The following is a 25,251-nucleotide window of genomic DNA, read 5'->3' on the forward strand; positions in this document are numbered from 1 at the left end:
TTGAAAGGTCTCCATACGGAGGCCTTTTTTAGTGGTTAATGTTTTGCAGGACCCTCTCGCTAGTGTAGGATAGTAAGTGAAGAAGATTGGGAGGGCATTCTATGAAACAACACGTAAAGAAGCGATTGAGTTGGGTGATTTTTGCCGGTATTCTCATTGTCGGCGCCCTGCTCGCCTATAACTTTTATTTGGTCACCAATTTAAATGACGACGACGGCCGCACCAATCGGGCCGAGCCTTTCTATACGTCTGTGGTCATCGGCTATGAAGAAAAAAAGTTGCCTGAGGACGGGGAGACGCTAGAAGTTCGTGAATATAAAGTGACATATGACGAAGACGGGCACTTCGTGTCCGAGGTCGTAGAGGGACCGAACGTCGGCGCCCGTGCTGAGTGGGATGGGACCGTCTATCGTGAGTTCAATCCGGACGGCGATGAGACGAACAGCCAAGAGACAAGTTCAGGCGCGGTCGCCCCGCACCCGTTCTTGTCGAGGGCGACGAACGAACAGATTCGTAAATGGCTAGACGACGGAACACTTGGCTCGAGCGAAGGCGATGTCGATATCATCGGTCGTACGGCACAAGCGTTCGTCAAGAAAGAAACACCGGAAGCCGTCCCAGCGGAATGGGTCGAGAAGTATCCATCGATTTTCAGTGAAGATGAGAATGAAGAAGCGGTGACCTATTACGTCGATGCGAACGAGCGAATCCTGCTCGCCGCCGAGTCGCGTAACAACGGAAAGTTGTTCCATTCGATTCGCATGACTTCTTTTGAATCACGATAATCCGGCGAGGAGCAGACTGAGACGTCGGCTCCTTTGTCGTCTAAAAAGGAGAATATTATGAAACAGATCACCTTGGAGCAAGTCCAAACCGATTTGACGGCTTGGGAAGAAGGTGGGCGCGTCGATGAAGCGGCTCTCCTGTCTTACGCCCATTGGTCACGCGCGACCGGGCATCGCCAAGAATTGATTCGCACACTGACACTACTCGCGACGAGACGGTTACAGCACCGTCAGTCGATCGACCCGCTGTTAACTCGTTGGGTGAAAGAGTTGGAGTCGCTCGGTGCTTTGCCGCCAGCCCTTCGTGTCAGTCAATTGTATGATCTTTTGCGGCGCCACAAGCAACAGCTGCATGTCGAGTGGCCGAAGCTGCGTGAGACGGATTACGCGTCGATGAAAGTTCAAATATTGACCGAATATGAGTCGAAGACATCCGAGTTGCTCGAACATCTCGAGCAGCTTCACGATGAGATTGACCGCGCCAAATCTGATTTACGGGACTCGGAGTTTAAAGGGCAACTCGAACGTCTGTTCATCGTCGTCATCGAAGCGATGCAAGAAGTGGCCGCGCTCGAAGACGACACAGCCTCACTCTTGGCGTCGATGCAAGGGAATTATTTCAGCCGCGAGGCGTTTCACCGCTTCGGCCAACGAGTCGGTCTCGTCAAGGAACGACTCGACGCGATTGTTGCATTGTTACCAGAACAAACTGAAGCGACACGGTCGAGTGCGATTGAGTCGCTTGAGTCGATGATTGGCTTGTCTGACGTGAAGCAACGTGTCAAAGCATGGTATCGGTTCTTGTTGTTCCAGAAAGAGCGTGAGAAAGCGGGGTTCTCGTCCAAACACCAACCTTCACTCCATCTCGTGTTCACCGGCAATCCAGGGACCGGCAAGACGACGCTCGCGCGTCTCATGGCCGAGATTTATTTCGAGCTCGGTCTGCTCGCACGTCCCGATGTCGTCGAGGCGGACCGGTCGAGTCTCGTCGGTGCGTTCGTCGGTCAAACGGAAGAACAAGTCATGAACAAGGTGAAGGAAGCCGAGGGCGGTGTCTTATTCATCGACGAGGCGTATGCCTTGAAACGTCAAGATGCGAGTGGGAGTGACTATGGACAAGCAGCCATCGACACGCTCGTCGCCGCGATGACGAGCGGGGAGTATGCGGGAAAATTTGTCGTGATTCTCGCCGGTTACCCGGAAGAAATGCGTCATTTTCTGCTTGCGAACCCAGGACTTCGTTCCCGCTTCCCGGAATCCAACCATTACGAGCTCCCGAATTACAGTGATGACGAACTCGTCGCCATCGGTGAAAAAGTGGCGGCGGAGAACAACTACGTCCTGACGGTCGAAGCGAAGCGCGCCTTGATTGCGCGAATCGACCGGGAACGGGTCGACGCGACGTTCGGCAACGCGCGGACGGTGCACAACATTCTACTCGACGCCATGTTCAAGAAAGGGTCGCGATTTGGTGCCGATGCCCCACTCGACGAGATGGCCCTCCTGACAGAAGTCGATTTTGATATGGATGCGACCGAGGATACGTCCGGTCCGACACTCGACGATTTGGTCGGGATGGATGAGGCGAAACGTCAACTGCGCGAGATCGAGGCACTCGTCACGATTCAGAAGCGTCGGCGTGAACTCGGGTTGAAGACGGCACCCGTCCAGCTCCATGCCGCCCTCGTCGGGAACAGCGGGACCGGAAAAACGACGTTCGCCCACCTGTACGCCCAGCTTTTGAAGAAGACAGGATATTTAAAACGCGGACATTTGAAAGTCGTCAGCCGGGCCGATCTCGTCAGCGGCTATGTCGGGCAAACGGCACAAAAAACGAAAGCCGCGATTCGCGATGCACTCGGTGGCGTGTTGTTGATCGATGAGGCATACAGCCTGAATGGAGGGCCGAACGACTACGGGCGCGAAGCGATTGATACGCTCGTTGACGAGATGCCAAAGCATGGAGACAACCTCGTCGTCGTGATGGCGGGCTATGAGGCGCCGATGCGTCGCCTGATCAACTCAAACCCAGGGCTCAACAGCCGGATCAAGCGGACGATTCACTTCGAGGACTACTCGCTTGAACAGATCGTCGATATCGCCAAGAAGTATGCCGCAAAATTCGGCTATACGTGTGATGAAGATGTCAGTCAGGCACTCCTTGACCGTCTAAAAGAAATCGACCGACCGAATGCACGGACGGCCCTATCGTTGATCGATGAAGCGATTGCGAGACAATCGTATCGTTTGATCGAAGCATCGTCACAAGACAGTGAATTGAATCAGATTTTAGAAGTAGATATTAAGACCAAGTTATAATATAATCAAGTTGAAAGTGAGGACGATTCAATGCATACGATTCAGATTCCGGTCCGCTATCAGGAGACCGACATGATGGGCATCGTCTATCATGCAAACTATTTAGTATATCTTGAAATGGCACGCACCGAATTGTTGCGCCAGCTCGGGGTCGAATATAAAGACATGGAGGAAGCTGGATTTGTTTCCCCAGTGACGAACGTCTCGGTCGATTATAAGAAGAGCGTGACGTACGGAGATACAGTCCACGTACGAGTTTGGGTCGATAGTTATTCGAAGGTCCGGACGGTCTATGGTTATGAGTTGACTGATCAAAACGGTCATCTCGTCGGTTCGGCGAAGACGACACATGTCGTCGTCAAACGCGGTGACTTCAAACCGATTCGACTCGATCGTGAGTTTCCTGAGTGGCATGACATGTATATGCGCGTCATGAGTCCCGTCTTATAACAGTGGTTCTTTTGTACCGTCAGTATGGTATCATATCTTGACGGTATTTTTTGTACAATGAAAGGGGAAGATCGCATGCGAAAACCATCTATGCTGATGGTGTGCTGCGCCTTGACGCTCACATTAGTGGGCTGTACCACAAGCGACCAAAGCAAAACGGAAGAAGCCGAGAACAAACCGGCCGAAACCGAACAACAAACAGAAACTCCGGCCGAAACGCCGACGGATAAAGAAGACGAGCAAGCAGAACAACCGACTCCGGAAACGGAGGAACCGACAGCGGAAGAGCCTTCCGAGGATCAGCCTGAAGAAGAAGTGCCGGTTGCCGAGGCGCCTCCTGTAGAGGAGCCGACTGAAGCGCCGAGCGAACCGCTTGAACAGAATGGGACGGCGAATTTGAAGCTCGACACACTCATCCTTGTCAATAAGCAAATCGCCTTGCCAGCGGGCTATAAACCAGCCGATCTCGTGACGGCGAATATCGATTTCGTCGAATCGGCGACCGGGGAGCGGAAGATGCTTCGTAAAGAAGCGGCACAGGCCATCGAGAAGCTCATGACGGGCGCGAAAGCGGCCGACATTGAGTTAAAAGGGACGAGTGCGTTCCGTTCCTACGATTATCAAGTGCAACTGTTCAATAACTATGTCGCTCGGGACGGGAAAGAACAGGCGATGAAATATTCGGCACCACCAGGACACTCGGAACATCAGACCGGGCTCGCCATCGATGTTTCGAGCGCCTCGGTCGGCTATCAATTGACACAAAGTCTAGAACAGACGAAAGAGGGCAAGTGGTTGGCCGACAATGCCCACACGTACGGATTCATCGTCCGTTATCAACGTGCATATGAGGCCGAAACCGGTTATATGTACGAACCGTGGCACTTACGCTATATCGGGGTAGAGCATGCGACTGACGTCCACAAGGCGAACGTCCCGCTTGAGCACTATCTCGAGCAATTAATGGATTAAGGGGAATTGCGATGCCTTACATGACAGAAATCATCATCATTTTAATCAGCTATTTACTCGGTGCGATTCCGTTTGCTCTTATCGTCGGAAAACTCGGCTATAAGGTCGACGTCCGGGAGCATGGGAGTGGGAATTTGGGCACGACGAACACGTTCCGTGTGCTCGGCAAAAAAGCCGGCACGCTCGTTCTGCTCGGGGATATGGGTAAAGGGTTGGTCGCAGCGCTATTACCGCTCCTCTTCGGGAGCGAGATGAGCTTGCTCCTCGCCGGGATCCCGGCCATCATCGGTCATTCGTATCCGGTGTTTGCCAAGTTCAAAGGCGGAAAATCGGTGGCGACGAGTGCGGGCGTTCTGCTCGCGGCGTTCCCATGGTTTTTCGTCGTCGTCGTCGGGACGTTCCTCGTGACGCTGTTCGTCTCGAAGATGGTATCGCTATCTTCGATGGCTGCCGCAGCCGTGGGGCTCGTGACCGTCGTCACGTATGGTGTCATCGCGAAAGATTGGCTACCGCTCATCGTCATCGTTCCGCTCGCCTTGTTCATCATCATCAAACACCGCACGAACTGGCAGCGGATTCGCTCCGGCACTGAACCGAAAGTACCACTGTTCCAAAAACGAAAATGAATGTTTCGATGACCGGCAAGATCTCGGAGGATACGGAGAGAAGGTCGGTCATTTTCATGAGATGCGCTCGGGATTGAAAGCAAGACGTCAACATTCGACTGTCTTTTTTTGTGGATTTCTGTTGATTTTCGTCGAAATGAGCGAAAAATCTGTTGGATTTGCCCGTTCTTTACTTTCTGTTTACGTTAAATTTACATCCGTTCGCTACACTGAGAAAGGAAGCGATATTTGCGGAGGAGGCAGGGAAGTGTCTTTAATTGGAGAAGAACGTAAGCAAAAGATTGTGGAATGGATTGAACGAGAAGGCAAAGTGAAGACGAGTGAGTTGATTGAACGGTTGAACGTCTCTGGGGAGTCGATCCGCCGCTACTTAGAAGAACTTGAAAAAGAACATCGCATCAAACGGGTGTATGGCGGGGCGGTGCTGCATCAAAGCGTATCGTTCCAACCGATGATGATTTCAAACATGGACGGGATTCGTCGCATCGCCTATACGGCGTTTCAGCTCGTCGAGGATGATACCCTCCTTTACATCGGTCATGGGGTCGCCCCGGAACAAGTCGCCGCGAGACTTCGCGGACGAAATTTGACGGTCGTCACACCGTCACTCATGGCGGCAAAGGCGCTCTTCGAGCAACGGGCCAAAGGCGTCTTCACGGGGGACATCCAACTGCTCGGCGGCACGATTGATCCGAAGCATCTCGTCACCGTCGGCGAACACGTCTTGCAGCAGTTAAAGACGTACATGTTTGACATGGCGATTTTCTCCGTCGAGGGGGTCGATCCCTCGCTCGGTTTGACGTGTGATGCTCACGGTCTCTCGACCGTGACGCAAGCGGTACTCGACCAAAGTAGACAATGTTTTCTACTGGCCGACCATACCCAGTTCAACCAACAAAAGCGGTATCGGGTCTCCGATTTTTCCAAGGTGACGACAATCATCTCGGATTTCCCGGAGCCCGCAGATTGGAAACGTGCGTTAGCGGAGCACGAGGTCGAATGGCGCTTCGCACCTTAATAAGGAGGCAGAAGACATGATTGAAGTGATCGTGACCACATTGAAAGAAGCGAAACAGGCAGAGCGTTACGGGGCGGACCGTCTCGAATTGATTGCGGATATGCGAGCTGGCGGGACGACACCGAGTTTCGGTACGATTCGAAACGTGCTCGAACAAGCGACGATTCCGGTCCACGTCATGATTCGTCCGCATGCAGACTCATTCGTCTATGATGAAGCGGACGCGGAGACGATTTTGGCAGACGTCGGTCTGTGTCGTGAGCTCGGAGCCGATGGCATCGTGTTCGGTGCTTTGACGAATGACGGACGCATCGATGAGGCACTGCTCGGGGAAGTGATTAAACATAAGGGCGAGATGGCATTGACGTTCCATCGGGCCATTGATGACGCGGTCGATTTGATGGACGCTATCACCGTGTTGAATGATTTCCCTGAAGTGGACCATGTGCTGACATCTGGCGGTCAAGCGACGGCATTAGAGGGCTTAGAGCGGTTGAGCGCGATGCACGACGTCGCGGAAATGAACATCCTTCCAGGCGCTGGGATCACGGCGGACAACGTGTCCCAACTCGTCGACCGATTAGGCATTGACTTTGTCCATGTCGGTAGTGGTGTAAGGACCGATGGACAGCTAGATGAGCAGAAGTTCAACGCCATCAAGGAAACGATGACACGCTAAAAACAGTCGGATGACTGTTTTTTTGCTATAATGAAAAAAACGATACAGTAGGTGAAGTCATGCAATCATCAGTCTATAAACAATTTGCCCTTCGGATGTTGTCCGGGAACTGGGGCATCTCGCTCCTTGCGGTCGTGGCAACGATGCTCGTTCAAGCGGTCATCACGACGCAGCTCGATTTAGAATCGACCGACCCGAGCATCCTGTTCGTCTCGATCGGTTTACTATACACCGCGACCGTCTTGCTCGCTCCGCTAGAACTTGGCCGCAACTGGGTATTCCTCGACATCGCGAAAGCCGAGAAACCGTCGTTCGGTCTGCTGTTCGAAGCGTTCGGTTCGCTCAAAGATTACATGCGTGCCGTCACGTATTATGCCGTCTTTTATCTCGGCTTGAACGTGCTCATGCTGTTCTTGATCGTGCCGGGAATCTGGTTCTATTTGACGTATCGGATCGTCCCGTTCGTCCTACGGGACCGCCCGGAACTATCCGCTTTCGGCGCGATGCGTGAAAGCCGCCGTCTCATGTTTGGGCACAAGCGCACGATGCTTCGTCTATATGCGAGTTTCATCGGTTGGTATGTGCTCGTCTTGTTCACCGGCGGATTGGCCTATATCTTCGTGCAACCTTATATCAACACGGCGCTCGCCGGACTGTACGTCGAAATCAAGGCAGAAACAGAAGCAAACGAACAACCGGTCGGCTGAATGAGCCGACCGGTTGTTTTTATGTCCCGTGCCGATCCGACTTTTGTGGGTCGGGAGCGTCACGGAACTCGTCTTTCTCTTCTTTTGAGGCATGTTCATGCCATTTTTTCGCTTGTTCCGTGGCGATCGGAATCGCCTTTTGATCGGAGTAGCCTTGGGCGAGCAAGGCGTTGGCGATATCAATGGCTTTCTTTTTGACGAGCGGGTCGAAGTTTTTCAGTGATTCCGGATAATCTTTCATATTCCATGGCATCTGTCATCGCTCCCTTCTGTACTACTAATTCCACGAGCGAGCCGATTCAAACGTCTTGGTGCATGTAGTATTCGATGAGCGCCTGCGTCCCGTTCTCGCCGTAGCCGTTCTCTTCGAGGATCGAGTACAGTTTATACGCCAACTCGAGGCTCGGCAGTTTGATGTTCAACTGGTCTGCGCTCTCGAGGGCAAGTTTCATATCTTTGATGAAATGTTTGATGAAGAAACCGGGAGCGTAGTCCTCGATGATCATCCGCGGGACAAGGTTCTCGAGCGTCCAGCTGCCGGCTGCGCCGCCTCGGATCGTCTGGCGCAGTTGATCGGGATTGAGCCCGGCTTGTTTCGCAAAGGCGAGCATCTCGGCGTTGCCCATCATGATGCCGGCGATTGCGATTTGATTGGCGAGCTTTCCATATTGGCCACTCCCGGCATAGCCCATCCGTTCGATCGATTGGCCCATCGCCTCGAACAGCGGTCGCGCCTTCGTGAAGGCGTATTCGCCGCCCCCGACGAGAATCGACAACGTCCCGTTCTTCGCACCGACATCGCCACCCGTGACCGGTGCGTCGAGCGGGAGTAAGCTGCGATCGATTGCTGCCTCAGCGATACGTTCGGCGAGCGTCGGCGAAGACGTCGTCATATCGATCACGAGCGTTCCCGGCTCGGCCGACTGCAAAATCATACCGTCCCCGAAATAAAGGCTCTCGACGTCAGACGGGTAGCCGACGATGGTGATGACGGCATCGGCGTTTTGACAGACGGCTTCGACCGAATCACACCAGCGGACACCTTCCGCCAATAAATCAGCCGCCTTCTCTTTCGTCCGCGTATACGCTTGGACTTCGAATCCCGCCTTCATTAAGTTTCTGACCATCGATTGACCCATCACACCGAGTCCGATAAATCCGATTGTCTTCATAATTGATTGCCTCCTAAAAGTTGTTGTTTCACGAGTCGTTCATAGAGTTTGTTGTCCCGAAGCAACTCTTTGTGCGTCCCGAGCCCGCTGATGCCGCCGTCCTCGAGCACGACGATTTGGTCGGCATGTTGGACGGTCGAAAGGCGGTGGGCGATGACGAGCGTCGTCCGGCCTTTCATGAGCCGGTCGAGCGCTTCTTGGACGACACGCTCAGATTCCGAGTCGAGACTTGATGTCGCCTCGTCGAGCAATAAGATTTGCGGGTCGCGTAACAGCGCCCGGGCAATGGCGAGTCGTTGTCGTTGACCACCCGACAAGCGGACGCCGCGCTCACCGATCTCTGTATCGAGTCCGTCCGGCATCGACTCGATGAACGACCAGGCGTTGGCCATGTCGCAGGCTCGTCGAATCTCGTCCTCGGTCGCTGTCCGGGTCAAGCCGTACAAGATATTTTGCCGCACCGTCCCGGATAGGACGGGCGAATCTTGGGCGACGTAGCCGATGACTTGCCGCCATTCGTTGCGGCCGTAGGTTGAGATATCCCGGTCCCCGTAATAGATGTGACCGCTCGACGGAAGGTAGAACTGCTCGACGAGGGCAAACAGTGTCGTCTTGCCGGCACCGCTGCGTCCGACGATGGCTGTCGTGGCACCGAACGGGACAATGAGGGACACGTCGTCAATCACAGGTTGGTCGCCATAACGGAACGTCAGGCCCTCGAACGAGAGCGACGACTGTCGAATCGTCGACGGCTCAGCCGTGTATGGTTCCGGCTCGATGGCGAGCAGTTCCGAGATTCTTTCGGTCGCCCCGCGTGCTTTTTGAAGCCGGGTGATAAACTCCGTCATCGTGATGAGCGGCGTGATGATTTGGAACAAGTACAGCATGAACGCGAGCAACGAACCGGTCGACAGGGCACCGGTCGAGACGCGATAAGCCCCGAAGCCGAGAATGGCGATCAGCATCGCCGTCAACGTGACGTTCAAGAGCGGAATCAAGATTGCTTGAATCCGTCCCTCGCGCACACCGAGACCGAAGAGCCGCTCGATGCGGCGTTTTCCTTCTGCGACCTCGACGGATTCGGTCGCCTGTGATTTCACGAGCCGAATCTCCCCGAGCAGTTCGGCGAAAAACCCGGACAAGTCACCGAGTTCATGTTGGGTCGCCTTGGCGATTTTCCGAAGTTTACGCCCGAGCGGGATGACAATCAAGAGTGTCGTCGGCACCGAGAACAAGATGACGAGCGTCATCTGCCAATCGAGTGTGAATAAGATGCCGACGGCGCCGATGACCGAGACGAACGACGTCAACAAGCGGACGCTCTGTTCGGACAAGAGCTGCTGCAACGTCGTCGTGTCATTGTTGAGCCGCGAGACGAGATCCCCCGATTTGACGCCGTCATAGAACGGAATCGGAAGCGCGACGAGATGCTCCCATAACGTCGTCCGCAGGTTGGCGACGACGCGTTGTCCGACGATATGTAACCAATAGATCGAAATCGCGCTCGAGACGACTTGAATCAGAAACGCGATGACGAAGATGGCGACGAGACGGGCGTCAAGCGCGGCCTCGCTCCAATTGTCGACGACGCGTTGCAAGATGAGCGGGATGGCGAGTGACGCCATCGCTTGGAGCAACGAAATCAATACAGCGCCGATGAACAGACCTTTCGGTGGTCGAGCGACGCGGAACAAGCGCAAAAAAGCTTGCCATGTGGATGTGGACTCCATGATACGTCCCCCTTTCCTTTTAACTTTCGCTGTTTCGAAAACAAGTGTCAAGACGTCGAATCGTACACCGGAATAATGCTAGAATGGAATCAGAGGTGAAGTCGCATGAAATGGATACATACGGCCGATTGGCATTTAGGTAAAATCGTCCACGGTCGCCACATGACAGAAGAACAACAACATATATTATTTGAATCATTTTTACACATCGTCGACGAGGAGAAGCCTGATGCCATCGTCGTCGCCGGTGATTTGTATGACCGGGCCGTGCCGCCCGTCGAGGCCGTCGATCTGCTCGATGAGATGTGGCGTGCGCTCGTCCTCGAGCGGGGCATCCCCGTGCTCGCCATCGCCGGCAATCACGATTCGGCCGAGCGGCTCCAATACAGCTCCAAACTGTTGACGAAAGTCGGTCTCCATATCGTCGGGAAATATGATCCGGGAACAGGGCCGATTGTCGTGAACGACATCCCGTTTTATTTGATGCCGTTCCTCGAGCCGGCACGCATCCGTTACGCGTTCGGCGACGAGTCGATTCGGACTCACCATGACGCGCTCGCCGCAGTCGTCGATTCTTACGGGGCGATCGACGTACGAGCGGTCGCCGTCGGCCACAGTTTCGTCGCCGGCGGACTCGAGACCGACTCCGAACGGCAACTGTCCGTCGGGACGGCCGGGCAAGTCGCCAAAGGACTATACGCGCCGTTCGGCTATACGGCGCTCGGACACCTGCATAACCGTGACGCCATTCGCGACGACCGGATCGCGTACAGCGGGTCGCTCATGAAATATTCGTTCTCCGAGGCGACGCATGTGAAATCGGTCGACGTCATCGAATGGGGCGGGACGTGGACACGTCGACGTCGTCCACTTCAGGCGCGCCGTGACTTGCGCATCTTGACCGGGACGTTGAACGAGCTGCTCGACCCGTCGTTTTATCAAGACGAGGCCGTCGACGACTATTTAAAAATCGTCTTGACCGATGAACGTGCGTTATTCGACCCGATGGCGAAGTTGCGGACCGTCTATCCGAACATCTTACACCTCGAACTTGAGTTGTTGCGTCGCCAAGACCAGACGTCCCGCTTTGAACGGGAGAAGCTCGAACGGCAATCGGTCGAGGATGTATATATGGACTTCTTTAAAGCCGTCCACGGCCGCGATGCCGATGCGACGGTGCAACGCTTCTTAGAAGGGGAGGAATCGATTTGAGACCGGAACAATTGACCATTACCGCCTTCGGTCCTTACGCCGAGACAGAACAAATCGATTTTACGCAGCTTGAAGGCCGTTCGATGTTCGTCATCAGCGGCCGGACCGGTGCCGGGAAGACGACGATTTTTGACGCGATGACGTTCGCGCTGTACGGACGGGCGAGTGGGACGCTCCGAAACGCGAGTGATTTTAGAAGCCAATATGCGGACCCGGAGCGAAAGACCGAGATCGACTTTTCGTTCACGATCCGCGACGAACGGTATCGGATCGTCCGCCAACCACAACAGCCGCACCCGAAAAATAAGACGCCGATCCCGCACGAGGCGGTGCTCTACGAATGGAAAGACGCTTGGAAACCGATTGCGACGAAAGTGAACGACGTCGAACAGACGATTGAATCGTTGTTGCAACTGAGCTATGAGCAGTTCAGCCAAATCTTGTTGTTGCCGCAGAACCAGTTCCGTCAGCTCCTCGATTCCGATTCGACGAAGAAGCAACAAATTCTGCAATCGATCTTCAAGACGGAGGCGTACCGTGCCTTTCAGGAAGATTGGATCGAACGTTACGGCAAATACCGCAAACGAGTCGAATGGGCGGTCGAGACGACGCGCTTAAAACTGTTGGAACTCGAAGACGATGCCGTCGAGGACATGTCGACCCGAAACTTGCCTGAAATCGTGACGTGGCTCGACGCCCGGGAGGAGCGGCTCTTGGCGGCGAGGGACTCGCTACAGGCACAACGCCGGACTGGTGAGGAACGGCTCGAGGCGCTGCGTCGAGAAGTGAATCAGGCGACCGTGCTCGCCGAGTTGATGGAAGAGCGGGACGTGCGCGCGACCGCGCTCCAAGCATTCCGCGAAGCGGCACAGGAGCGCGAAGAACGCCAGGCGCTCATCCAACGACTTGAACAAGTGGCAAGCGTCAGCCCGCTCTATCAACGTACCGAAACGGTGCGTCACGACATCGAACGGTTGACCCGTGAACGCGATGTATCCCGTCAACGAGACGAAGGCTACACGAGACAGCTGGAAGAGTTGAAGGCAGAAGCAGAAGCCATCACGACCATGCGCCAGGAGGCAGATCAAGCCACAAGTCGCGTCAATGCGATTGACGAGATGTTGCCCTACGTCGACGAATGGCACCGGGCCACGAGACGTCGGGATGACTTGAAACGCCAGTTGGAGCCGCTCAGCCTGTTCTCAGAAGAAGCGCGTCTCAAGGAGCTCCAAGCGACTGAAGGCGAACTTGCGGCTAAGCTGGAACACGCACCGGCCCCAGACCAACTCGTCGAGGCCGAACGGCTGTATAGTCAGCTCCAACATCAGGTTCGGCTCGAGGAGAAAGTGGCAGAGGTCACGGAACGACTCGGTGCCTGTGAACGCAACGGGAAGGAAGTCCAGCGACAATTCACTGCCCAGACGAAACAAGTCGACCAATTCGTCGAGGCCGAGCATGCGCTCATGGCCGACACGCTGCGCGAGCAACTCGAAGCGGGGGAACCTTGTCCGGTCTGCGGTTCATTGACCCACGGACACGCCGAGCGAACGGGGACGTCCATCGACCAAGCCGGTCATCGCTCAGCCATCGAGACACTGAAACGGATCGAGGCCGACCTCCATGAAGCTCGGGCGGATTATCGGGCGCTCAAACGCCAGCTCGATGAGCTGATACGTGAACGTGATCTCGCTCGACTCGAATTGAAGCTCGATGGTGCGGCTGACGCTGCGATGCAACACCAAGACGCCCGCGTCCGGCAGTTGCGTCAAGAAGCCGAAGAACGACAACGGATGGAGCGTCTCTTGCGCGCGACCACGACCGAATTGAAGCAACTCGAGACGGCGAAGCGTGTGCAGGCAGATGAACGACAGAAGTTGTTCGAACAGCTCCAGACCGTCCAAGAGCAGCTTCAGTCGATGCGTCAACCGGATGGGACGACGTTAGAAATGTTGCAGACCGAGCGGAATCAGCTCGCGACGCGACTCACTCACATCGAACGAAACGTGGGGACGTATGAACGTCGGCTTGAAGAATTGAATCGATTGAAGTGGGGGGAAGCGGAGCGACTCCGTCTCCTTGGTGAACAACTCGAGTTCGAGCATGTTCGTCTTTCCGAAGCGACGGCTGAACTGGAGGCTGCTCTCGAGAAGATTGAGTTGACTGTAGTTGTGTTCAAGGAGTATCGCGCGCGCGTCGAGCAACTGCCCGAGCTGCGCGAACGCCAAGCGACCGAGCTGGAGGAAGGTGTCCGGCTCGAACACGCCGTCAAGGCGCTGAACGATAAAATCGGGGACCGTCCGCGACCAGACCTTGAACGGCTCCAGGAGAAGTTGCACGAGGAGAACCGTTCGTTCGAAGCGCTGTCCGAACAACTCGTGACGGCGGACGGGCAATTGAAACGTCATCGTCACATCGTAGCCGAATGGAACGCGCTCCGGGAGAAGACGGATGAGGATCAACGGAATCTGGAGACGGTCAAATTGATCGCCGACACCGGTCGAGGACTGAATCCGCAAAAGTTAACGTTCGAGACGTACGTGCAGACGGCGTTCTTCGATCAAATTCTCCATGCGGCCAACGTCCATCTCGATCAAATGACGAGCGGACAGTTCCAATTGGAGCGGAAAATCGAGACGGCGAGAGGAAATGCCAAGTCCGGTCTCGAACTATTAGTCTTTGACGCCTATACGGGTCAGTCACGCCGCGTCCAAAACCTGTCGGGTGGGGAAGGGTTCAAAGCATCATTGTCGCTCGCCCTTGGACTCGCCGAAGTCGTCCAGCAACTGAGTGGCGGGGTCAGCCTTGAGACGATGCTCATCGATGAGGGGTTCGGGACACTCGACGCTGAATCGCTCGACCAAGCGATCGAGCTTCTCATGTCGCTCCAATCGAGCGGGCGGCTCGTCGGGGTCATCAGTCACGTTCAGGAATTGAAGGACCGGGTCGACGCCCGGATTGAAGTCAAAAAATCAAGGAGCGGGTCGACGATCCAGCTCATCGTGGAGTGAATCCGATGAAACATATCGAAACGAAAACAAGTTTAGTTGCCCACTTACAGGGTGCCGGCGTCAAGCCGGGGGACACCCTATTCGTCCACACGTCCTTATCAAAGCTCGGATGGGTATGTGGCGGGGCTCAGACCGTCATCGAGGCGCTCCAAGATACGGTCGGTCCGGACGGGCTGATCATGATGGCGACCCAGAGCAGTGATAATTCAGACCCGGCTGAATGGGAAGCCCCACCCGTCCCAGTCGAGTGGTGGCCAACGATCCGGGAGGAAATGCCGGCGTATGACCAGGAAAAGACACCGACTCGAGGCATGGGCCGTGTCCCGGAACTGTTCCGTACGTATCCGAACGTGTTTCGGAGCGATCATCCGATGTGGTCGGTCGCTGCGTGGGGGAATGGTGCCGAGGAGATTGTGGCTGGACATACACTTGAGGTCGGTTTTGGGCCGGGTTCGCCAATCGAACGCATGATCGAGCGTAATGCAAAAATCCTACATCTCGGTTCACCGCTCGATGCGACGACGTTATGGCATTATGCCGAGTATGGAATTGACGGACCGGTGAAGTCGTTTGGGTGCGCGCTTTATGAGGACGGGGCGCGGGTGTGGAAGACATTCGACCATACGGATGTCAACAGTGACCCGTTCGGTCCAATCGGTGAAAATATCGTCCGACGTGCCGATGTGACGACGTTTCAAATTGAGGAAGCGACGTGTTACGTCATTCCGTCTGAGACATGGGAACCGGTGCAACATGCGTTAATCGCTTTACGGAGTTGGCTCCGATGAGTCAACTGAAAGCAAGTGGACAATGGAGAGGGGCAGTGCGATGAATCGTTGGGTTAAATATATAGGGGTGGCGACCGGTGTGTTGCTTCTCATCGTGTTTCTCGCCGTCGTGGGCATCTCGGCCCACATCGGCGATCAGTTGACGTCGCCCGAACGGGAGACGTTGACGTATACGCCGAAGACGTTAGGTGTCAAATACGAGAATGTGACCATCGAAGCCGAGGATGGTCACGATTTGTACGGGTGGTGGATCCCGCACCCGACACCGCGCGCAACGATCGTGTTCGCACATGGTTATGGGAAGAACCGCGAGCAGTCCGATTTGCCGCTCAAAGAATTGATTCCGGAGTTTCATGAACAAGGATATCAGTTCCTGACGTTCGATTTTCGGGGGTCAGGCATCTCGGAAGGTGACCGTGTGACGGTCGGGGCGAAAGAACAAGCGGATCTCGCCTCCGCGATCGCCTATGCGAAAGAACGCTCGGACGGTCCAATCGTCTTATACGGGGTGTCGATGGGCGCGGCGACGGCGTTGTCTGCGGCTGATGAGACCGACGTGGCCGCTGTGATCGCCGATAGTCCGTTCAGTGACCTCCGGGGCTACCTCGAGACAAACTTGCCTGTATGGAGCGATTTACCGAACTTTCCGTTCACACCGGTCATCATGACGGTGACGCCGTGGTTCACAGGTCTCGATGCGGATATGGTCAAGCCGATTGACGATATCGCTCAAATCGAGGCACCGGTGTTGTTGATTCATAGTGAGGGCGATGATGCCATCCCTGTGAGCGAGAGTGAACAATTGGCCGAGGCCGGGGAGGAAGTCGAACTGTGGGTGACCGAGAATGATGGGCACGTGCAGTCGCATCGCTCGTTCCAAACCGAGTATCGTCAAAAAGTATTCGGATTTTTAGAGAAGGTATTATAAACGAGGGGCGCCATAAAGCGCTCCTTTTTTGTTATGATTAGTTATGAAAAGGAAAGAAAGAAGGTTTATTCATGGATGTCACAGCATTACTATCGTTTCTACTGCTCGGAACGCTCATCGGGATTTTGAGCGGATTCTTCGGCATCGGGGGCGGGATCTTACTCACGCCGCTGCTGCTCGTCTTCGGATACGAGGCGAGTGCGGCCATCGCGCTCAGTCTGATGCTCACGCTCGGGTCGACCACGGCCGGTACGATCTCCCATCTTAAATTAAAGAACGTCAATCCGAAACATGCCCTCATGATTGGCGCCTTCGGTGTCGTCGGGACGTGGGTGGCGACGCCGCTCGTGTTCTACCTTGAGACGCTCGACGGTGCGAAGCCGGTCATCTCGCTCGCCTACATCGCGCTACTGACGTACTTTGCCGTCTCGTTCTTCCGGTCGAAGCAACATGAAGAAGGAAGTGTCGGCTCGGAGTCGGTCCCACGCCTCGGTTTTATCGGGTTGTTCGGCGGGTTCATCTCGTCACTCATGGGTGTCAGCGGCGGATTCGTATTGACACCGCTTCAAGTCAAACTGCTCAATACCGAGATGAAACGAGCCGTCGGGACGAGTATCGCCGCGGCGTTCCTTATCGTCGTCTCGGGCGTCATCAACTATGCCGTCGCCGGGGCCGATGCAAACTATTGGCATGGTCTCGCGCTCATCGCCGGGGCGATGATTGGCTCACCGATCGGGGCGAAGCAGTTGCAACGGTTCAGTTCGCAACTCGTCAAAAAGGCGCTCGGTGGCTTCTATGTCGCTGTCGCCATCAGCGTCGGACTCAACTTGCTCGGCTTCAACGACATCTCGCTCGGACTACTCGTCGTCCTCGCGCTCTCATTCATTGTCGCGCTGTTTATCCGGCCGCGTTCGAAGTGATGATCGACCCTCGTCTACAGACGAGGGTCTTTCTTATAGGGATAGTCGGAGCATGATATATCCTACATATGAACATCACCATCGGTATAACGTGTGCTGAAGCGCATCAAAAAACCCTGTCCGAGGACAGGGTGTTAACGTCTGGCGATATGGTCAATGTTCTCTTGAATCTCTCCGACTTTGCTCTTCGCTTCACGCAACCGTCGTTCGAACGCCTCGGTGTCGCGTTTTTCACGTTGCGGCTCGTCTTTCCCGCGACGCTGTCCTTTCGGGGAGCGATGGATATGGGTCGCTTTCATCAAGCGCTTTTTAAACGTTGAATCGCTCATCAGGACACCCCCTTCCATACTATATACGTTCCACCTCTTCTTTCCGATGAAACGTTTGAACCTTCACGAGGCGAGGGTTCTGCGCATTTGCGGGTTCGTTGAGACTTTGTAGGCGATGCCCGCAGCTAACACTGCTTTGATCAAGTCACCGAGGATGAACGGGATATTCACTTTGAGTGCATCGATGAACGTCAGTCCGAACACGGCTTGGAGACCGAGACTGCCGACTACATAGACGAAGCCGAGTCCGATTAGGATGTTATAAGCGACGAGGGCGGGGAACGTACGATGCCGTTCCGATAACCAACCGATCAAAAAGGCAGCGATCGGGAAGGCGATCAAGTAACCGACCGTCGGACCGACAAACGGGGCGAGCCCGCCCGATCCACTTAAGACGGGTAGACCGATCAAGCCGAGCAATAAGTAGACGACGACGGCAAGACCACCTTTTTTGGCGCCGAGCACGGAAGCGACCGTCATGATGCCGAGCATTTGAAGGGTGATCGGAACGGGACCGATCGGGATGGCAATGGAGCCGATGCTCGCAAGCAAGGCGGCACCGATGGCAACTTGTGTCAAATCATGAATTTTCAATATGTAAACCCCTTTTCTGTTAACGTTGACTAAAGTTAGGTTAACATCATTTTTTTCGTCTGACAAGTAGAAAAATGAGGACCTGGTCGCAAATTGACCAGGTCCTCATCGTTTACGCATGTGTCGGTAGGTTCTCTTTCGCTTCTGTCAGTTGAATCCGAACTGAGTCAAAGCCCGTCCCGCCGTAACTGTTGCGGCGTTTGACGGCCGTCACCGGCGAGAGTGCCTCGTACACATCCGCTTCAATCAATTCAGAGTGGGCTTGGTACGTCTCGATCGGTAATTCTGATAAATACAGACGCTGGTCGATACAATACCGGACGAGCGTGCCCGTCACTTCATGGGCCTCACGGAACGGCATCCCTTTTGCCGTCAAATAATCGGCGAGTTCGGTCGCGTTCGAGAAATCGCGTTCGGTCGCTTGCTTCATCGTTTCCGTGTGGAACGTCATGTCTTGAATCATACCGGCCATGATGCTGAGACTGCCCTGAACCGTCTTGACGGTGTCGAACATGCCTTCCTTATCTTCTTGCAGGTCCTTGTTATAGGCGAGTGGGAGTCCCTTCATAATCGTCAAAAGTCCCATCAGATTGCCGACGACGCGACCTGACTTTCCGCGGACGAGTTCGGCCATGTCCGGGTTCTTCTTCTGAGGCATCATGCTCGATCCCGTAGAGAACACGTCAGAGATCGTGATGAACCGATACTCTTCGCTGCTCCAAAGGATCAACTCCTCGCAGAACCGTGACAAGTGCATCATGAGCAGCGACGCATTCGACAAGAACTCTAAGATGAAGTCACGGTCGCTGACGGCGTCCAGACTGTTCGGATAGACTTGGGCGAAACCGAGCAACTCGGCCGAGCGATGACGATCGATCGGGAATGTCGTCCCAGCGAGAGCACCCGCTCCGAGCGGGCTCATGTCAATCCGTTTCAAGCTGTCACTGAAGCGCTCCTTGTCGCGCTCGAGCATCCAGAAGTACGCGAGCAAGTGGTGGGCGAGCGAGACCGGCTGGGCCCGTTGCAAGTGTGTATAACCCGGCATGATCGACTCGACGTTTTGAGCGGCGTGGTCATAGAGCGCCGTCTGCACGGCCTCGATTCCGTCAATCGTCTCGAGGACGCGGCGTTTCAAATACAGGTGCATATCCGTCGCGACTTGGTCGTTCCGGCTCCGCGCCGTGTGCATCTTGCCAGCGACCGGGCCGATTTCTTCATGCAAGAGGGCCTCGAGGTTCATATGGATGTCTTCATGGAAGACGTTGAACGTCAATTCGTCCGCTTGTGCCTTCTTGGCTAGCGTCTTCAACCCCGCGACGATTTGCGCGACTTCGTCCGCCGTCAAAATGTGCTGCTCCCCGAGCATCGTCACGTGGGCGATGCTCCCTTCAATATCTTCTAACACGAGCTGGGCGTCGAAATGAATCGAGGCCCCGAACTCGTCGACCCATTCACTGGCCGTCTGTTCGAACCGGCCGCCCCATAGTTTACTCATGCACCATCGTTCCTTTCTCCGCTAGCACTTCCGCTTGCACTTTCGTCGGCAGTCCCCATAACTTGATGAAACCGACGGCGGCTTGTTGGTCGAACGTGTCGGCCGACGTGTACGTCGCGAGATGTTCGTCATAGAGCGAGATCGGCGACTTCCGTCCGTCGACGATGGCTTGTCCTTTGAACAGTTTCATCCGGACCGTACCGGTCACGGTCTGTTGCGTCTCATCGATGAAGGCGAGAAGCGCTTTCGTCAGTGGCGAGTACCAGAGACCGTTGTAGATCGTCTCCGTCAATTTCTGTTCGACGATTGGTTTGAAGTGGGCGACTTCCCGAACGAGTGTGAGCGCCTCGAGCGCTTGGTGTGCCGTGATGAGCGTCATCGCACCCGGTGCTTCGTACACTTCCCGCGATTTGATCCCGACGACCCGGTTTTCGATATGGTCGATTTTCCCGATACCGTGAGCCCCGGCGACGATATTCAACTGCTCGAGAATGGCTGTGAACGTCGCTGCTTGTCCATTGATGGCGACTGGTACGCCGGCGTTGAACTCGATTTCGACATACGTCGGTTCGTTCGGAGTGTCTTCGAGCTGTGCCGTCAATTCATAAGCGCTCGCCGGTGGAGCGGCCCATGGGTCCTCAAGAATGCCGCATTCGACGGCCCGGCCCCAAATGTTTTGGTCGATCGAGAACGGCTCTTCTTGGACGATCGGAATCGGGATACCGTGCTCGGCCGCATAGGCGATTTCTTCTTCCCGTGACCATTTCCACTCCCGGACCGGCGCGATGATTTCAAGCGACGGGTCGAGCGCATGAATCGACACCTCGAACCGGACTTGGTCATTCCCTTTCCCCGTGCACCCGTGAGCGACGGCGATGGCACCTTCGGCTTGCGCGACCTCGACTAGCTTCTTCGAGATGAGCGGCCGCGATAGGGCAGAGACGAGTGGATAGACGCCTTCATACATTGTATGTGCCTGCATCGAGTAACGGGCGAAATCGTTGACGAATTCATCGACCGCATCGATGATGACCGATTTGACGGCCCCGACTTTGAGTGCCTTCTGTTGAATGCGCTCCAGGTCTTTCCCTTCTCCCACGTTCAAACAGCAGGCGATGACGTCATATCCCTGTTCATCCAACCATTTGATTGCGACCGATGTGTCAAGTCCACCTGAATAAGCTAATACGAGTTTTTGTTTCATTTCCTTACACCCCTTATACATAATTATTCATCTGTATTTATAAATATACGACTTAGTCTAACGGATGATTTCATGTAAAGCAACCTTTTTTGGCAAAAAAAAAGAATCACTTGTGAAAGTGATCCTTCATTGAACGATTTCGAGTTCTGGCATCCATTGCGACATATGTTCGCTCGTGGCATCGAACAACTCGGGTTTTGCCGTCTGTAACGGCACGACCTCGAACGGTCCGTCCGCACTAGAGCGCCGGGTGAACGTCGGATAGAACATCGGATTGGCGAGTTCGAACGTCGTCTCATCCGCTTCGACGGTCTTGACGACATCGATGCCGACGATGCCACCCGTATTACGATCGTCCCCTTGTTGGCCGGACAGGAAGTTGCCGAGCGAGTAGGCGACGAACGTTCGGTTGCCTTCAGCGCCGTCCACCCAAGCGACCGGTTGGAGGACGTGGGGGTGATGGCCGATGATGAGATCGACCCCGAGGTCAGACAGCTCTTGGACGAGTGTCTGTTGTGCCTCGTTCGGGAGTATCTCATATTCATTCCCGAAATGGAGCGAGACGACGGTGAGGTCGGCTGCTTGTTCGGCCGCTTCAATCTCAGGCTTCATTGCCTCGAGATCGATGTAGTTGACATGGTACGGTTGTTTCGGAACGACCCCGTTCGTGCCGTACGTGTAGGCGAGAAACGCGAACGAGATATCATTCTTCGTCAACGTCCGAATCTCAGCCTTGTCCGCTTCCGATAAGAACGAACCAGTATACGGCATACCGATCTCGTTCCAGTGGGCAATCGAATTCTCGATGGCCGTGACACCTCGATCGAGCGTATGGTTGTTCGCCGTCGTCACCAGGTCGATGCCAGCGTCTTGGAGCGCATCACCGACCTCATACGGACTGTTGAAGGCCGGGTAGCTCGATAAGCCGATCTCACTGCCACCAATCATGCTCTCTTGGTTGGCGATGGCAATATCGGCCTCGGTCAAAATCGGGGCGATCGGTTCGAAGGCGGCAGTGAAGTCATAGCCGTCCCCGCTCTTGGCGGCATTATATACGCTGTCGTGTAACAAGATATCGCCAATCGCATAGACGGACGTCGTCGTCACGACTGATTCTGGCTCTTCCGGAACAGGTGCCGGCTCCTCCGCCTCGGTCTCTGGTGCCGGGGTCTCCGTTTGCTCCGTAGACGTCTCGACGTCGGCGGTCGCACAGCCGAACAGAAAGAGGAGGGGCAAGGTCAATATGGCTTGTTTATACGGGATTACTCGTTTCAAGGGACGAGTCACTTCCTTTCTTATGATACAAATTGATCTATATATACCTTTCGCTATAGACTGTCAATTTCCTTGTTAGGCGACAAAAAAAAGTGCCAGGCTATAGTAGCATGGCACTTCGATCGTTAAATCCGTTCTGTCTTCAAGATGTGTTCCATTTCCTCGAACTCGTTCGTGATCGTCGAGCTCGGTGGTGGTGTCATCAGACTGACGACATAAATGGCGAGGCTCGACAAGAAGAACGCTGGAATCATCTCATAGAGCTCACCGACGGTCCCGAACCAATCGGCGGCAAAGTTTTTCCAGAGGATGACGATGAATGCCCCGACGAGCATACCGGCGAGCGCCCCTTGTCGCGTCGTCCGTTTCCAGAACAGGCTGAACAGGATGAGTGGCCCGAACGACGAGCCGAAGCCGGCCCAGGCGTAACCGACCAAGTTCAAGATCGTATCATCCGCCCCGAACGCGAGCCAAATCGAGATGAGCGACACGAGTATGACCGTGATCCGGCCGACCATGACGAGTTCACGGTCGCTGGCGTCTCTTCGGAAGAACTTCTGATAGAAGTCGGTCGTCGCAGCACTCGACGAGACGAGGAGCTGTGACGAGATCGTCGACATGATGGCAGCGAGCAACGCCGCAAGCAAGACGCCGGTGATGAGATCGACGAATAATAAATCAGATAAATTAATAAAAATGTTTTCTGGGTTATCGATCTCAAGTCCACGCTGCGTATAATAGGCGAGTCCGAACAGCCCGGTCGCCATCGCGCCGACGACGGTGAACAGCATCCATGAGATGCCGATCCGTCGTGCCTTCTTGATGTCCTGTAACTTCTCGATGGCCATAAAACGGACGATGATGTGCGGTTGCCCGAAGTAACCGAGCCCCCAGGCGAATAGCGAGACGATGCCGATGAGCGACTGACCAGTCAGCGGATCAAGCAGCGCCTCATCGATGTCACCGATCGTCTGGAAGGCGGCGCTCACGCCGTCGGTCGCCGTGATGGCGATGGCCGGGACGAGGATGAGGGCGAACAACATGATCAACCCTTGAACGAAATCCGTCCAACTGACCGCCAAAAATCCTCCGATGAACGTATAGATGATAATGATAGAAGCCAAAATCAAGACGCCCGTCCCGAACTCAATTCCGAAGACGGCATTGAATAACCGGCCGCCGGCCACGAATCCGCTCGTGGCATAGAGGGTGAAAAAGATGAGTGTCACAGCCGCCGAGAACGATCGCAACGTGCCGCGTGAATCTTTAAAACGTTTCTCGAAAAAATCTGGAATCGTGATGGCATCCTCGGACAAATACGAGTACGTCCGCAAGCGAGGTGCGACGAGCAACCAGTTCAAGTACGCGCCGATCGTCAACCCGATGACGATCCATCCGCTCGAGAGTCCGGTCGCGAACATCGCACCCGGTAGTCCCATCAACAGCCAACCACTCATGTCGGAAGCACCTGCCGACAAAGCCGCGACGGCGGGACCGAGTCCGCGCCCTCCGAGCATATAGTCGCCGATGCTCTCCGTCCGCCGATAGGCGATGACGCCGAGTAGTACCATGAGCGCCATGTAAACGGTGATGGATATTAAAATCCCGTTCATAAAACATCCCCCTCAATCATAATGAAAACGCTTTCAATGTTTATGGTATGCACCATGTCAAAATTTTGTCACAAAACTGAATCAAGTGCACGATTTTATTGAAGGATTGACCAAATAATCAAATTATTTAGCGAAGCAAGAGGTCAGGTGGTCATTGACGAGTCCCGTCGCCTGCAGATGGGCATAGACGGTCGTCGGTCCTAAAAATTTGAATCCACGCCGTTTCAAATCCTTGCTGATCTGATGAGACAGTTCGGTCGTGGCGGGGATGTCGTCATTGGCCGCCCATTGGTTGTTGATCACCGTATTGTCGACGAACGACCAGATGTAGGCATCGAACGTGCCGAACTCTTGTTGAATCTCGATGAAGCGCTTGGCATTATTGATTGACGCCTCGATTTTCCGGCGGTTTCGGACGATACCGGGATTGCCCAGCAACCGTTCAACATCCGTCTCGTCGAACGAGGCGACCGTTTCGACGTCGAAGTTGGCGTAGGCTTCCCGGTAATTGTCGCGCTTTCGTAAAATGGTGATCCAACTGAGGCCGGCCTGGGCGCTCTCAAGGATCAAACATTCGAAGTGCTTCTGATCGTCGTGGACGGGTTTGCCCCATTCCTCGTCGTGATGACGGACGTACATGGGGTCCGTGCCGCACCAAGGGCAACGTGTCGGTTCGGTCATTGTCGTTTCCTCGCTTTCGTTCAAGTACTTCATTTTAGCACGTCGGGACGGTTTTTGATGGGTGGTGACGGGTATAATAGGGGATATTGGAGGGTGAACGATATGAGAGAGTGGATGATCCAGGTCATTGAACAGTTCGGTTATTTCGGTATCGCGTTCATGATCTTTATTGAAAACGTGTTCCCGCCGATTCCATCAGAGGTCGTGCTCTTATTCGGTGGATTCTTTGCCGTGAAGACTGATTTGAACGTCCCGATCGTCATCTTCGCTGCAACAGCGGGCGCCATTTTAGGAGCGATTTTGTTATATGGGATCGGATTATATTTAGATGTCGAACAGATTGAGAGGTGGACGAAAAAATATGGGAAATGGATTCGGCTCGATATCGCTGACGTTCGACGGGCGGATGCCTGGTTCGACAAATATGGGGGCTGGATGGTGTTCTTTGGGCGATTGATGCCCGTCGTACGGAGCTTGATCTCGTTACCGGCCGGCATGTCGAATATGCCGTTTCTGAAGTTCTTGACCCTCAGTACGGCCGGAACGGTCATTTGGAACACGATTCTTATTTATATCGGCATCCGTGTCGGTGAGAATTGGGAATCGATTTTACGATATTTGGATGTGTATTCGTACGCGATTTATGGGTTATTGGCCGTCGGTCTGATTGTCTTTTTCATCTGGCGCAAGAAACGGAAGAAAAAGCAGTCGAAACAAGCATCGTCATTTTGACGAACAAAGGAGGA

General features: G+C 54.5%; 24 protein-coding genes. 14 read left to right on the plus strand and 10 right to left on the minus strand.

Features of this window, described 5'->3' with window-relative positions; all coding sequences use genetic code 11:
* The first annotated feature begins 101 nt into the window (after window positions 1-101).
* From KNP79_RS04780 to KNP79_RS04815, 8 genes are all read left to right on the plus strand, one after another.
* Window positions 102-785: a hypothetical protein gene (locus tag KNP79_RS04780; protein WP_034777768.1), complete on the plus strand. Its 684-nt coding sequence runs from the start codon at window positions 102-104 to the stop codon at window positions 783-785.
* A 57-nt stretch (window positions 786-842) separates the two neighbouring features.
* Window positions 843-3,104 carry an AAA family ATPase gene (locus KNP79_RS04785; protein ID WP_214753213.1) on the plus strand — a complete coding sequence of 754 codons (2,262 nt, stop codon included), beginning with the start codon at window positions 843-845 and terminating at the stop codon, window positions 3,102-3,104.
* Window positions 3,105-3,134: 30 nt separating this feature from the next.
* Window positions 3,135-3,554 (plus strand): acyl-CoA thioesterase, encoded by a 420-nt coding sequence (locus KNP79_RS04790; protein WP_034777763.1) that lies wholly within the window; start codon window positions 3,135-3,137, stop codon window positions 3,552-3,554.
* Between the two features lie 75 nt (window positions 3,555-3,629).
* Window positions 3,630-4,526, plus strand: a complete 897-nt coding sequence (locus KNP79_RS04795; RefSeq protein ID WP_214753215.1) for a M15 family metallopeptidase — start codon at window positions 3,630-3,632, stop codon at window positions 4,524-4,526.
* A gap of 11 nt (window positions 4,527-4,537) precedes the next feature.
* Window positions 4,538-5,152, plus strand: a complete 615-nt coding sequence (plsY, locus tag KNP79_RS04800; protein WP_371743412.1) for a glycerol-3-phosphate 1-O-acyltransferase PlsY — start codon at window positions 4,538-4,540, stop codon at window positions 5,150-5,152.
* Window positions 5,153-5,399: 247 nt separating this feature from the next.
* Entirely contained in the window at window positions 5,400-6,170 is a 771-nt protein-coding gene (locus tag KNP79_RS04805; protein WP_034777760.1) for a DeoR/GlpR family DNA-binding transcription regulator, read from the plus strand.
* A 16-nt stretch (window positions 6,171-6,186) separates the two neighbouring features.
* On the plus strand, window positions 6,187-6,849 hold the full coding sequence (locus tag KNP79_RS04810; protein WP_214711314.1) for a copper homeostasis protein CutC: 663 nt from the start codon (window positions 6,187-6,189) through the stop codon (window positions 6,847-6,849).
* 59 nt (window positions 6,850-6,908) lie between these two features.
* A complete protein-coding gene (locus KNP79_RS04815; RefSeq protein WP_034777756.1) occupies window positions 6,909-7,556 on the plus strand; it encodes a DUF975 family protein in 648 nt (215 codons plus the stop codon).
* Between the two features lie 19 nt (window positions 7,557-7,575).
* On the opposite strand, the gene KNP79_RS04820 is transcribed toward KNP79_RS04815, so the two are convergent.
* Genes KNP79_RS04820 through KNP79_RS04830 form a run of 3 tightly spaced genes read right to left on the minus strand, consistent with a single transcriptional unit; the run spans window position 7,576 to window position 10,458 of the window.
* Window positions 7,576-7,797 carry a DUF2188 domain-containing protein gene (locus tag KNP79_RS04820; RefSeq protein ID WP_251132871.1) on the minus strand — a complete coding sequence of 74 codons (222 nt, stop codon included), beginning with the start codon at window positions 7,795-7,797 and terminating at the stop codon, window positions 7,576-7,578.
* Window positions 7,798-7,855: 58 nt separating this feature from the next.
* Window positions 7,856-8,728 (minus strand): NAD(P)-dependent oxidoreductase, encoded by an 873-nt coding sequence (locus tag KNP79_RS04825; RefSeq protein ID WP_215191406.1) that lies wholly within the window; start codon window positions 8,726-8,728, stop codon window positions 7,856-7,858.
* Entirely contained in the window at window positions 8,725-10,458 is a 1,734-nt protein-coding gene (locus tag KNP79_RS04830; protein WP_214753217.1) for an ABC transporter ATP-binding protein, read from the minus strand. The genes KNP79_RS04825 and KNP79_RS04830 overlap by 4 nt, the downstream gene beginning before the upstream one ends.
* Before the next feature lie 105 nt (window positions 10,459-10,563).
* On the opposite strand from KNP79_RS04830, the gene KNP79_RS04835 reads away from it, so the two are divergent.
* The 5 genes from KNP79_RS04835 to KNP79_RS04855 all read left to right on the plus strand — a co-directional run bounded on the left by KNP79_RS04835 (window position 10,564) and on the right by KNP79_RS04855 (window position 17,314).
* Window positions 10,564-11,670, plus strand: a complete 1,107-nt coding sequence (locus KNP79_RS04835) for an exonuclease SbcCD subunit D (protein WP_214753219.1) — start codon at window positions 10,564-10,566, stop codon at window positions 11,668-11,670.
* Window positions 11,667-14,678 (plus strand): AAA family ATPase, encoded by a 3,012-nt coding sequence (locus tag KNP79_RS04840; protein WP_214753220.1) that lies wholly within the window; start codon window positions 11,667-11,669, stop codon window positions 14,676-14,678. The genes KNP79_RS04835 and KNP79_RS04840 overlap by 4 nt, the downstream gene beginning before the upstream one ends.
* 5 nt (window positions 14,679-14,683) lie before the next feature.
* Window positions 14,684-15,466, plus strand: coding sequence for an AAC(3) family N-acetyltransferase (locus KNP79_RS04845; protein ID WP_215190036.1), 783 nt, complete (start codon window positions 14,684-14,686; stop codon window positions 15,464-15,466).
* A gap of 40 nt (window positions 15,467-15,506) precedes the next feature.
* Window positions 15,507-16,394 (plus strand): alpha/beta hydrolase, encoded by an 888-nt coding sequence (locus KNP79_RS04850; protein ID WP_215191408.1) that lies wholly within the window; start codon window positions 15,507-15,509, stop codon window positions 16,392-16,394.
* A gap of 71 nt (window positions 16,395-16,465) precedes the next feature.
* On the plus strand, window positions 16,466-17,314 hold the full coding sequence (locus tag KNP79_RS04855) for a sulfite exporter TauE/SafE family protein (RefSeq protein ID WP_131435199.1): 849 nt from the start codon (window positions 16,466-16,468) through the stop codon (window positions 17,312-17,314).
* A gap of 134 nt (window positions 17,315-17,448) precedes the next feature.
* On the opposite strand, the gene KNP79_RS04860 is transcribed toward KNP79_RS04855, so the two are convergent.
* The 7 genes from KNP79_RS04860 to KNP79_RS04890 form a co-directional block, all read right to left on the minus strand.
* Window positions 17,449-17,643, minus strand: coding sequence for a hypothetical protein (locus KNP79_RS04860; RefSeq protein ID WP_034777742.1), 195 nt, complete (start codon window positions 17,641-17,643; stop codon window positions 17,449-17,451).
* Window positions 17,644-17,706: 63 nt separating this feature from the next.
* Entirely contained in the window at window positions 17,707-18,237 is a 531-nt protein-coding gene (locus tag KNP79_RS04865) for a biotin transporter BioY (RefSeq protein ID WP_034777741.1), read from the minus strand.
* 112 nt (window positions 18,238-18,349) lie between these two features.
* Window positions 18,350-19,732, minus strand: a complete 1,383-nt coding sequence (gene argH / locus KNP79_RS04870) for an argininosuccinate lyase (protein ID WP_034777740.1) — start codon at window positions 19,730-19,732, stop codon at window positions 18,350-18,352.
* The gene (locus KNP79_RS04875) at window positions 19,725-20,936 is read right to left on the minus strand and encodes an argininosuccinate synthase (RefSeq protein WP_034777739.1); all 1,212 of its coding nucleotides are present in this window, start codon (window positions 20,934-20,936) and stop codon (window positions 19,725-19,727) included. Before KNP79_RS04875 ends, argH begins: the two co-directional genes overlap by 8 nt.
* Before the next feature lie 126 nt (window positions 20,937-21,062).
* A complete protein-coding gene (locus KNP79_RS04880; RefSeq protein WP_235420198.1) occupies window positions 21,063-22,211 on the minus strand; it encodes a CapA family protein in 1,149 nt (382 codons plus the stop codon).
* A gap of 125 nt (window positions 22,212-22,336) precedes the next feature.
* Window positions 22,337-23,824, minus strand: coding sequence for a sodium/proline symporter PutP (putP, locus tag KNP79_RS04885; RefSeq protein ID WP_034777738.1), 1,488 nt, complete (start codon window positions 23,822-23,824; stop codon window positions 22,337-22,339).
* Between the two features lie 123 nt (window positions 23,825-23,947).
* A complete protein-coding gene (locus KNP79_RS04890; RefSeq protein ID WP_215191410.1) occupies window positions 23,948-24,505 on the minus strand; it encodes a DNA-3-methyladenine glycosylase I in 558 nt (185 codons plus the stop codon).
* Window positions 24,506-24,607: 102 nt separating this feature from the next.
* On the opposite strand from KNP79_RS04890, the gene KNP79_RS04895 reads away from it, so the two are divergent.
* Window positions 24,608-25,237 (plus strand): DedA family protein, encoded by a 630-nt coding sequence (locus tag KNP79_RS04895; RefSeq protein ID WP_034777733.1) that lies wholly within the window; start codon window positions 24,608-24,610, stop codon window positions 25,235-25,237.
* The last annotated feature ends 14 nt before the right edge of the window (window positions 25,238-25,251 follow it).

Source organism: Exiguobacterium sp. s7 (assembly GCF_018618195.1).
Classification (GTDB): domain Bacteria; phylum Bacillota; class Bacilli; order Exiguobacteriales; family Exiguobacteriaceae; genus Exiguobacterium; species Exiguobacterium mexicanum_A.

Excerpts from the sequence above, each read along its gene's own strand:
- KNP79_RS04780 (WP_034777768.1), top strand. The coding sequence starts at position 102 with ATGAAACAACACGTAAAGAAGCGATTGAGTTGGGTGATTTTTGCCGGT.
- KNP79_RS04785 (WP_214753213.1), top strand. The coding sequence starts at position 843 with ATGAAACAGATCACCTTGGAGCAAGTCCAAACCGATTTGACGGCTTGG.
- KNP79_RS04790 (WP_034777763.1), top strand. The coding sequence starts at position 3,135 with ATGCATACGATTCAGATTCCGGTCCGCTATCAGGAGACCGACATGATG.
- KNP79_RS04795 (WP_214753215.1), top strand. The coding sequence starts at position 3,630 with ATGCGAAAACCATCTATGCTGATGGTGTGCTGCGCCTTGACGCTCACA.
- plsY (WP_371743412.1), top strand. The coding sequence starts at position 4,538 with ATGCCTTACATGACAGAAATCATCATCATTTTAATCAGCTATTTACTC.
- KNP79_RS04810 (WP_214711314.1), top strand. The coding sequence starts at position 6,187 with ATGATTGAAGTGATCGTGACCACATTGAAAGAAGCGAAACAGGCAGAG.
- KNP79_RS04815 (WP_034777756.1), top strand. The coding sequence starts at position 6,909 with ATGCAATCATCAGTCTATAAACAATTTGCCCTTCGGATGTTGTCCGGG.
- KNP79_RS04820 (WP_251132871.1), bottom strand. The coding sequence starts at position 7,797 with ATGAAAGATTATCCGGAATCACTGAAAAACTTCGACCCGCTCGTCAAA.
- KNP79_RS04825 (WP_215191406.1), bottom strand. The coding sequence starts at position 8,728 with ATGAAGACAATCGGATTTATCGGACTCGGTGTGATGGGTCAATCGATG.
- KNP79_RS04830 (WP_214753217.1), bottom strand. The coding sequence starts at position 10,458 with ATGGAGTCCACATCCACATGGCAAGCTTTTTTGCGCTTGTTCCGCGTC.
- KNP79_RS04835 (WP_214753219.1), top strand. The coding sequence starts at position 10,564 with ATGAAATGGATACATACGGCCGATTGGCATTTAGGTAAAATCGTCCAC.
- KNP79_RS04845 (WP_215190036.1), top strand. The coding sequence starts at position 14,684 with ATGAAACATATCGAAACGAAAACAAGTTTAGTTGCCCACTTACAGGGT.
- KNP79_RS04850 (WP_215191408.1), top strand. The coding sequence starts at position 15,507 with ATGAATCGTTGGGTTAAATATATAGGGGTGGCGACCGGTGTGTTGCTT.
- KNP79_RS04855 (WP_131435199.1), top strand. The coding sequence starts at position 16,466 with ATGGATGTCACAGCATTACTATCGTTTCTACTGCTCGGAACGCTCATC.
- KNP79_RS04860 (WP_034777742.1), bottom strand. The coding sequence starts at position 17,643 with ATGAGCGATTCAACGTTTAAAAAGCGCTTGATGAAAGCGACCCATATC.
- argH (WP_034777740.1), bottom strand. The coding sequence starts at position 19,732 with ATGAGTAAACTATGGGGCGGCCGGTTCGAACAGACGGCCAGTGAATGG.
- KNP79_RS04875 (WP_034777739.1), bottom strand. The coding sequence starts at position 20,936 with ATGAAACAAAAACTCGTATTAGCTTATTCAGGTGGACTTGACACATCG.
- putP (WP_034777738.1), bottom strand. The coding sequence starts at position 23,824 with ATGAACGGGATTTTAATATCCATCACCGTTTACATGGCGCTCATGGTA.
- KNP79_RS04890 (WP_215191410.1), bottom strand. The coding sequence starts at position 24,505 with ATGACCGAACCGACACGTTGCCCTTGGTGCGGCACGGACCCCATGTAC.
- KNP79_RS04895 (WP_034777733.1), top strand. The coding sequence starts at position 24,608 with ATGAGAGAGTGGATGATCCAGGTCATTGAACAGTTCGGTTATTTCGGT.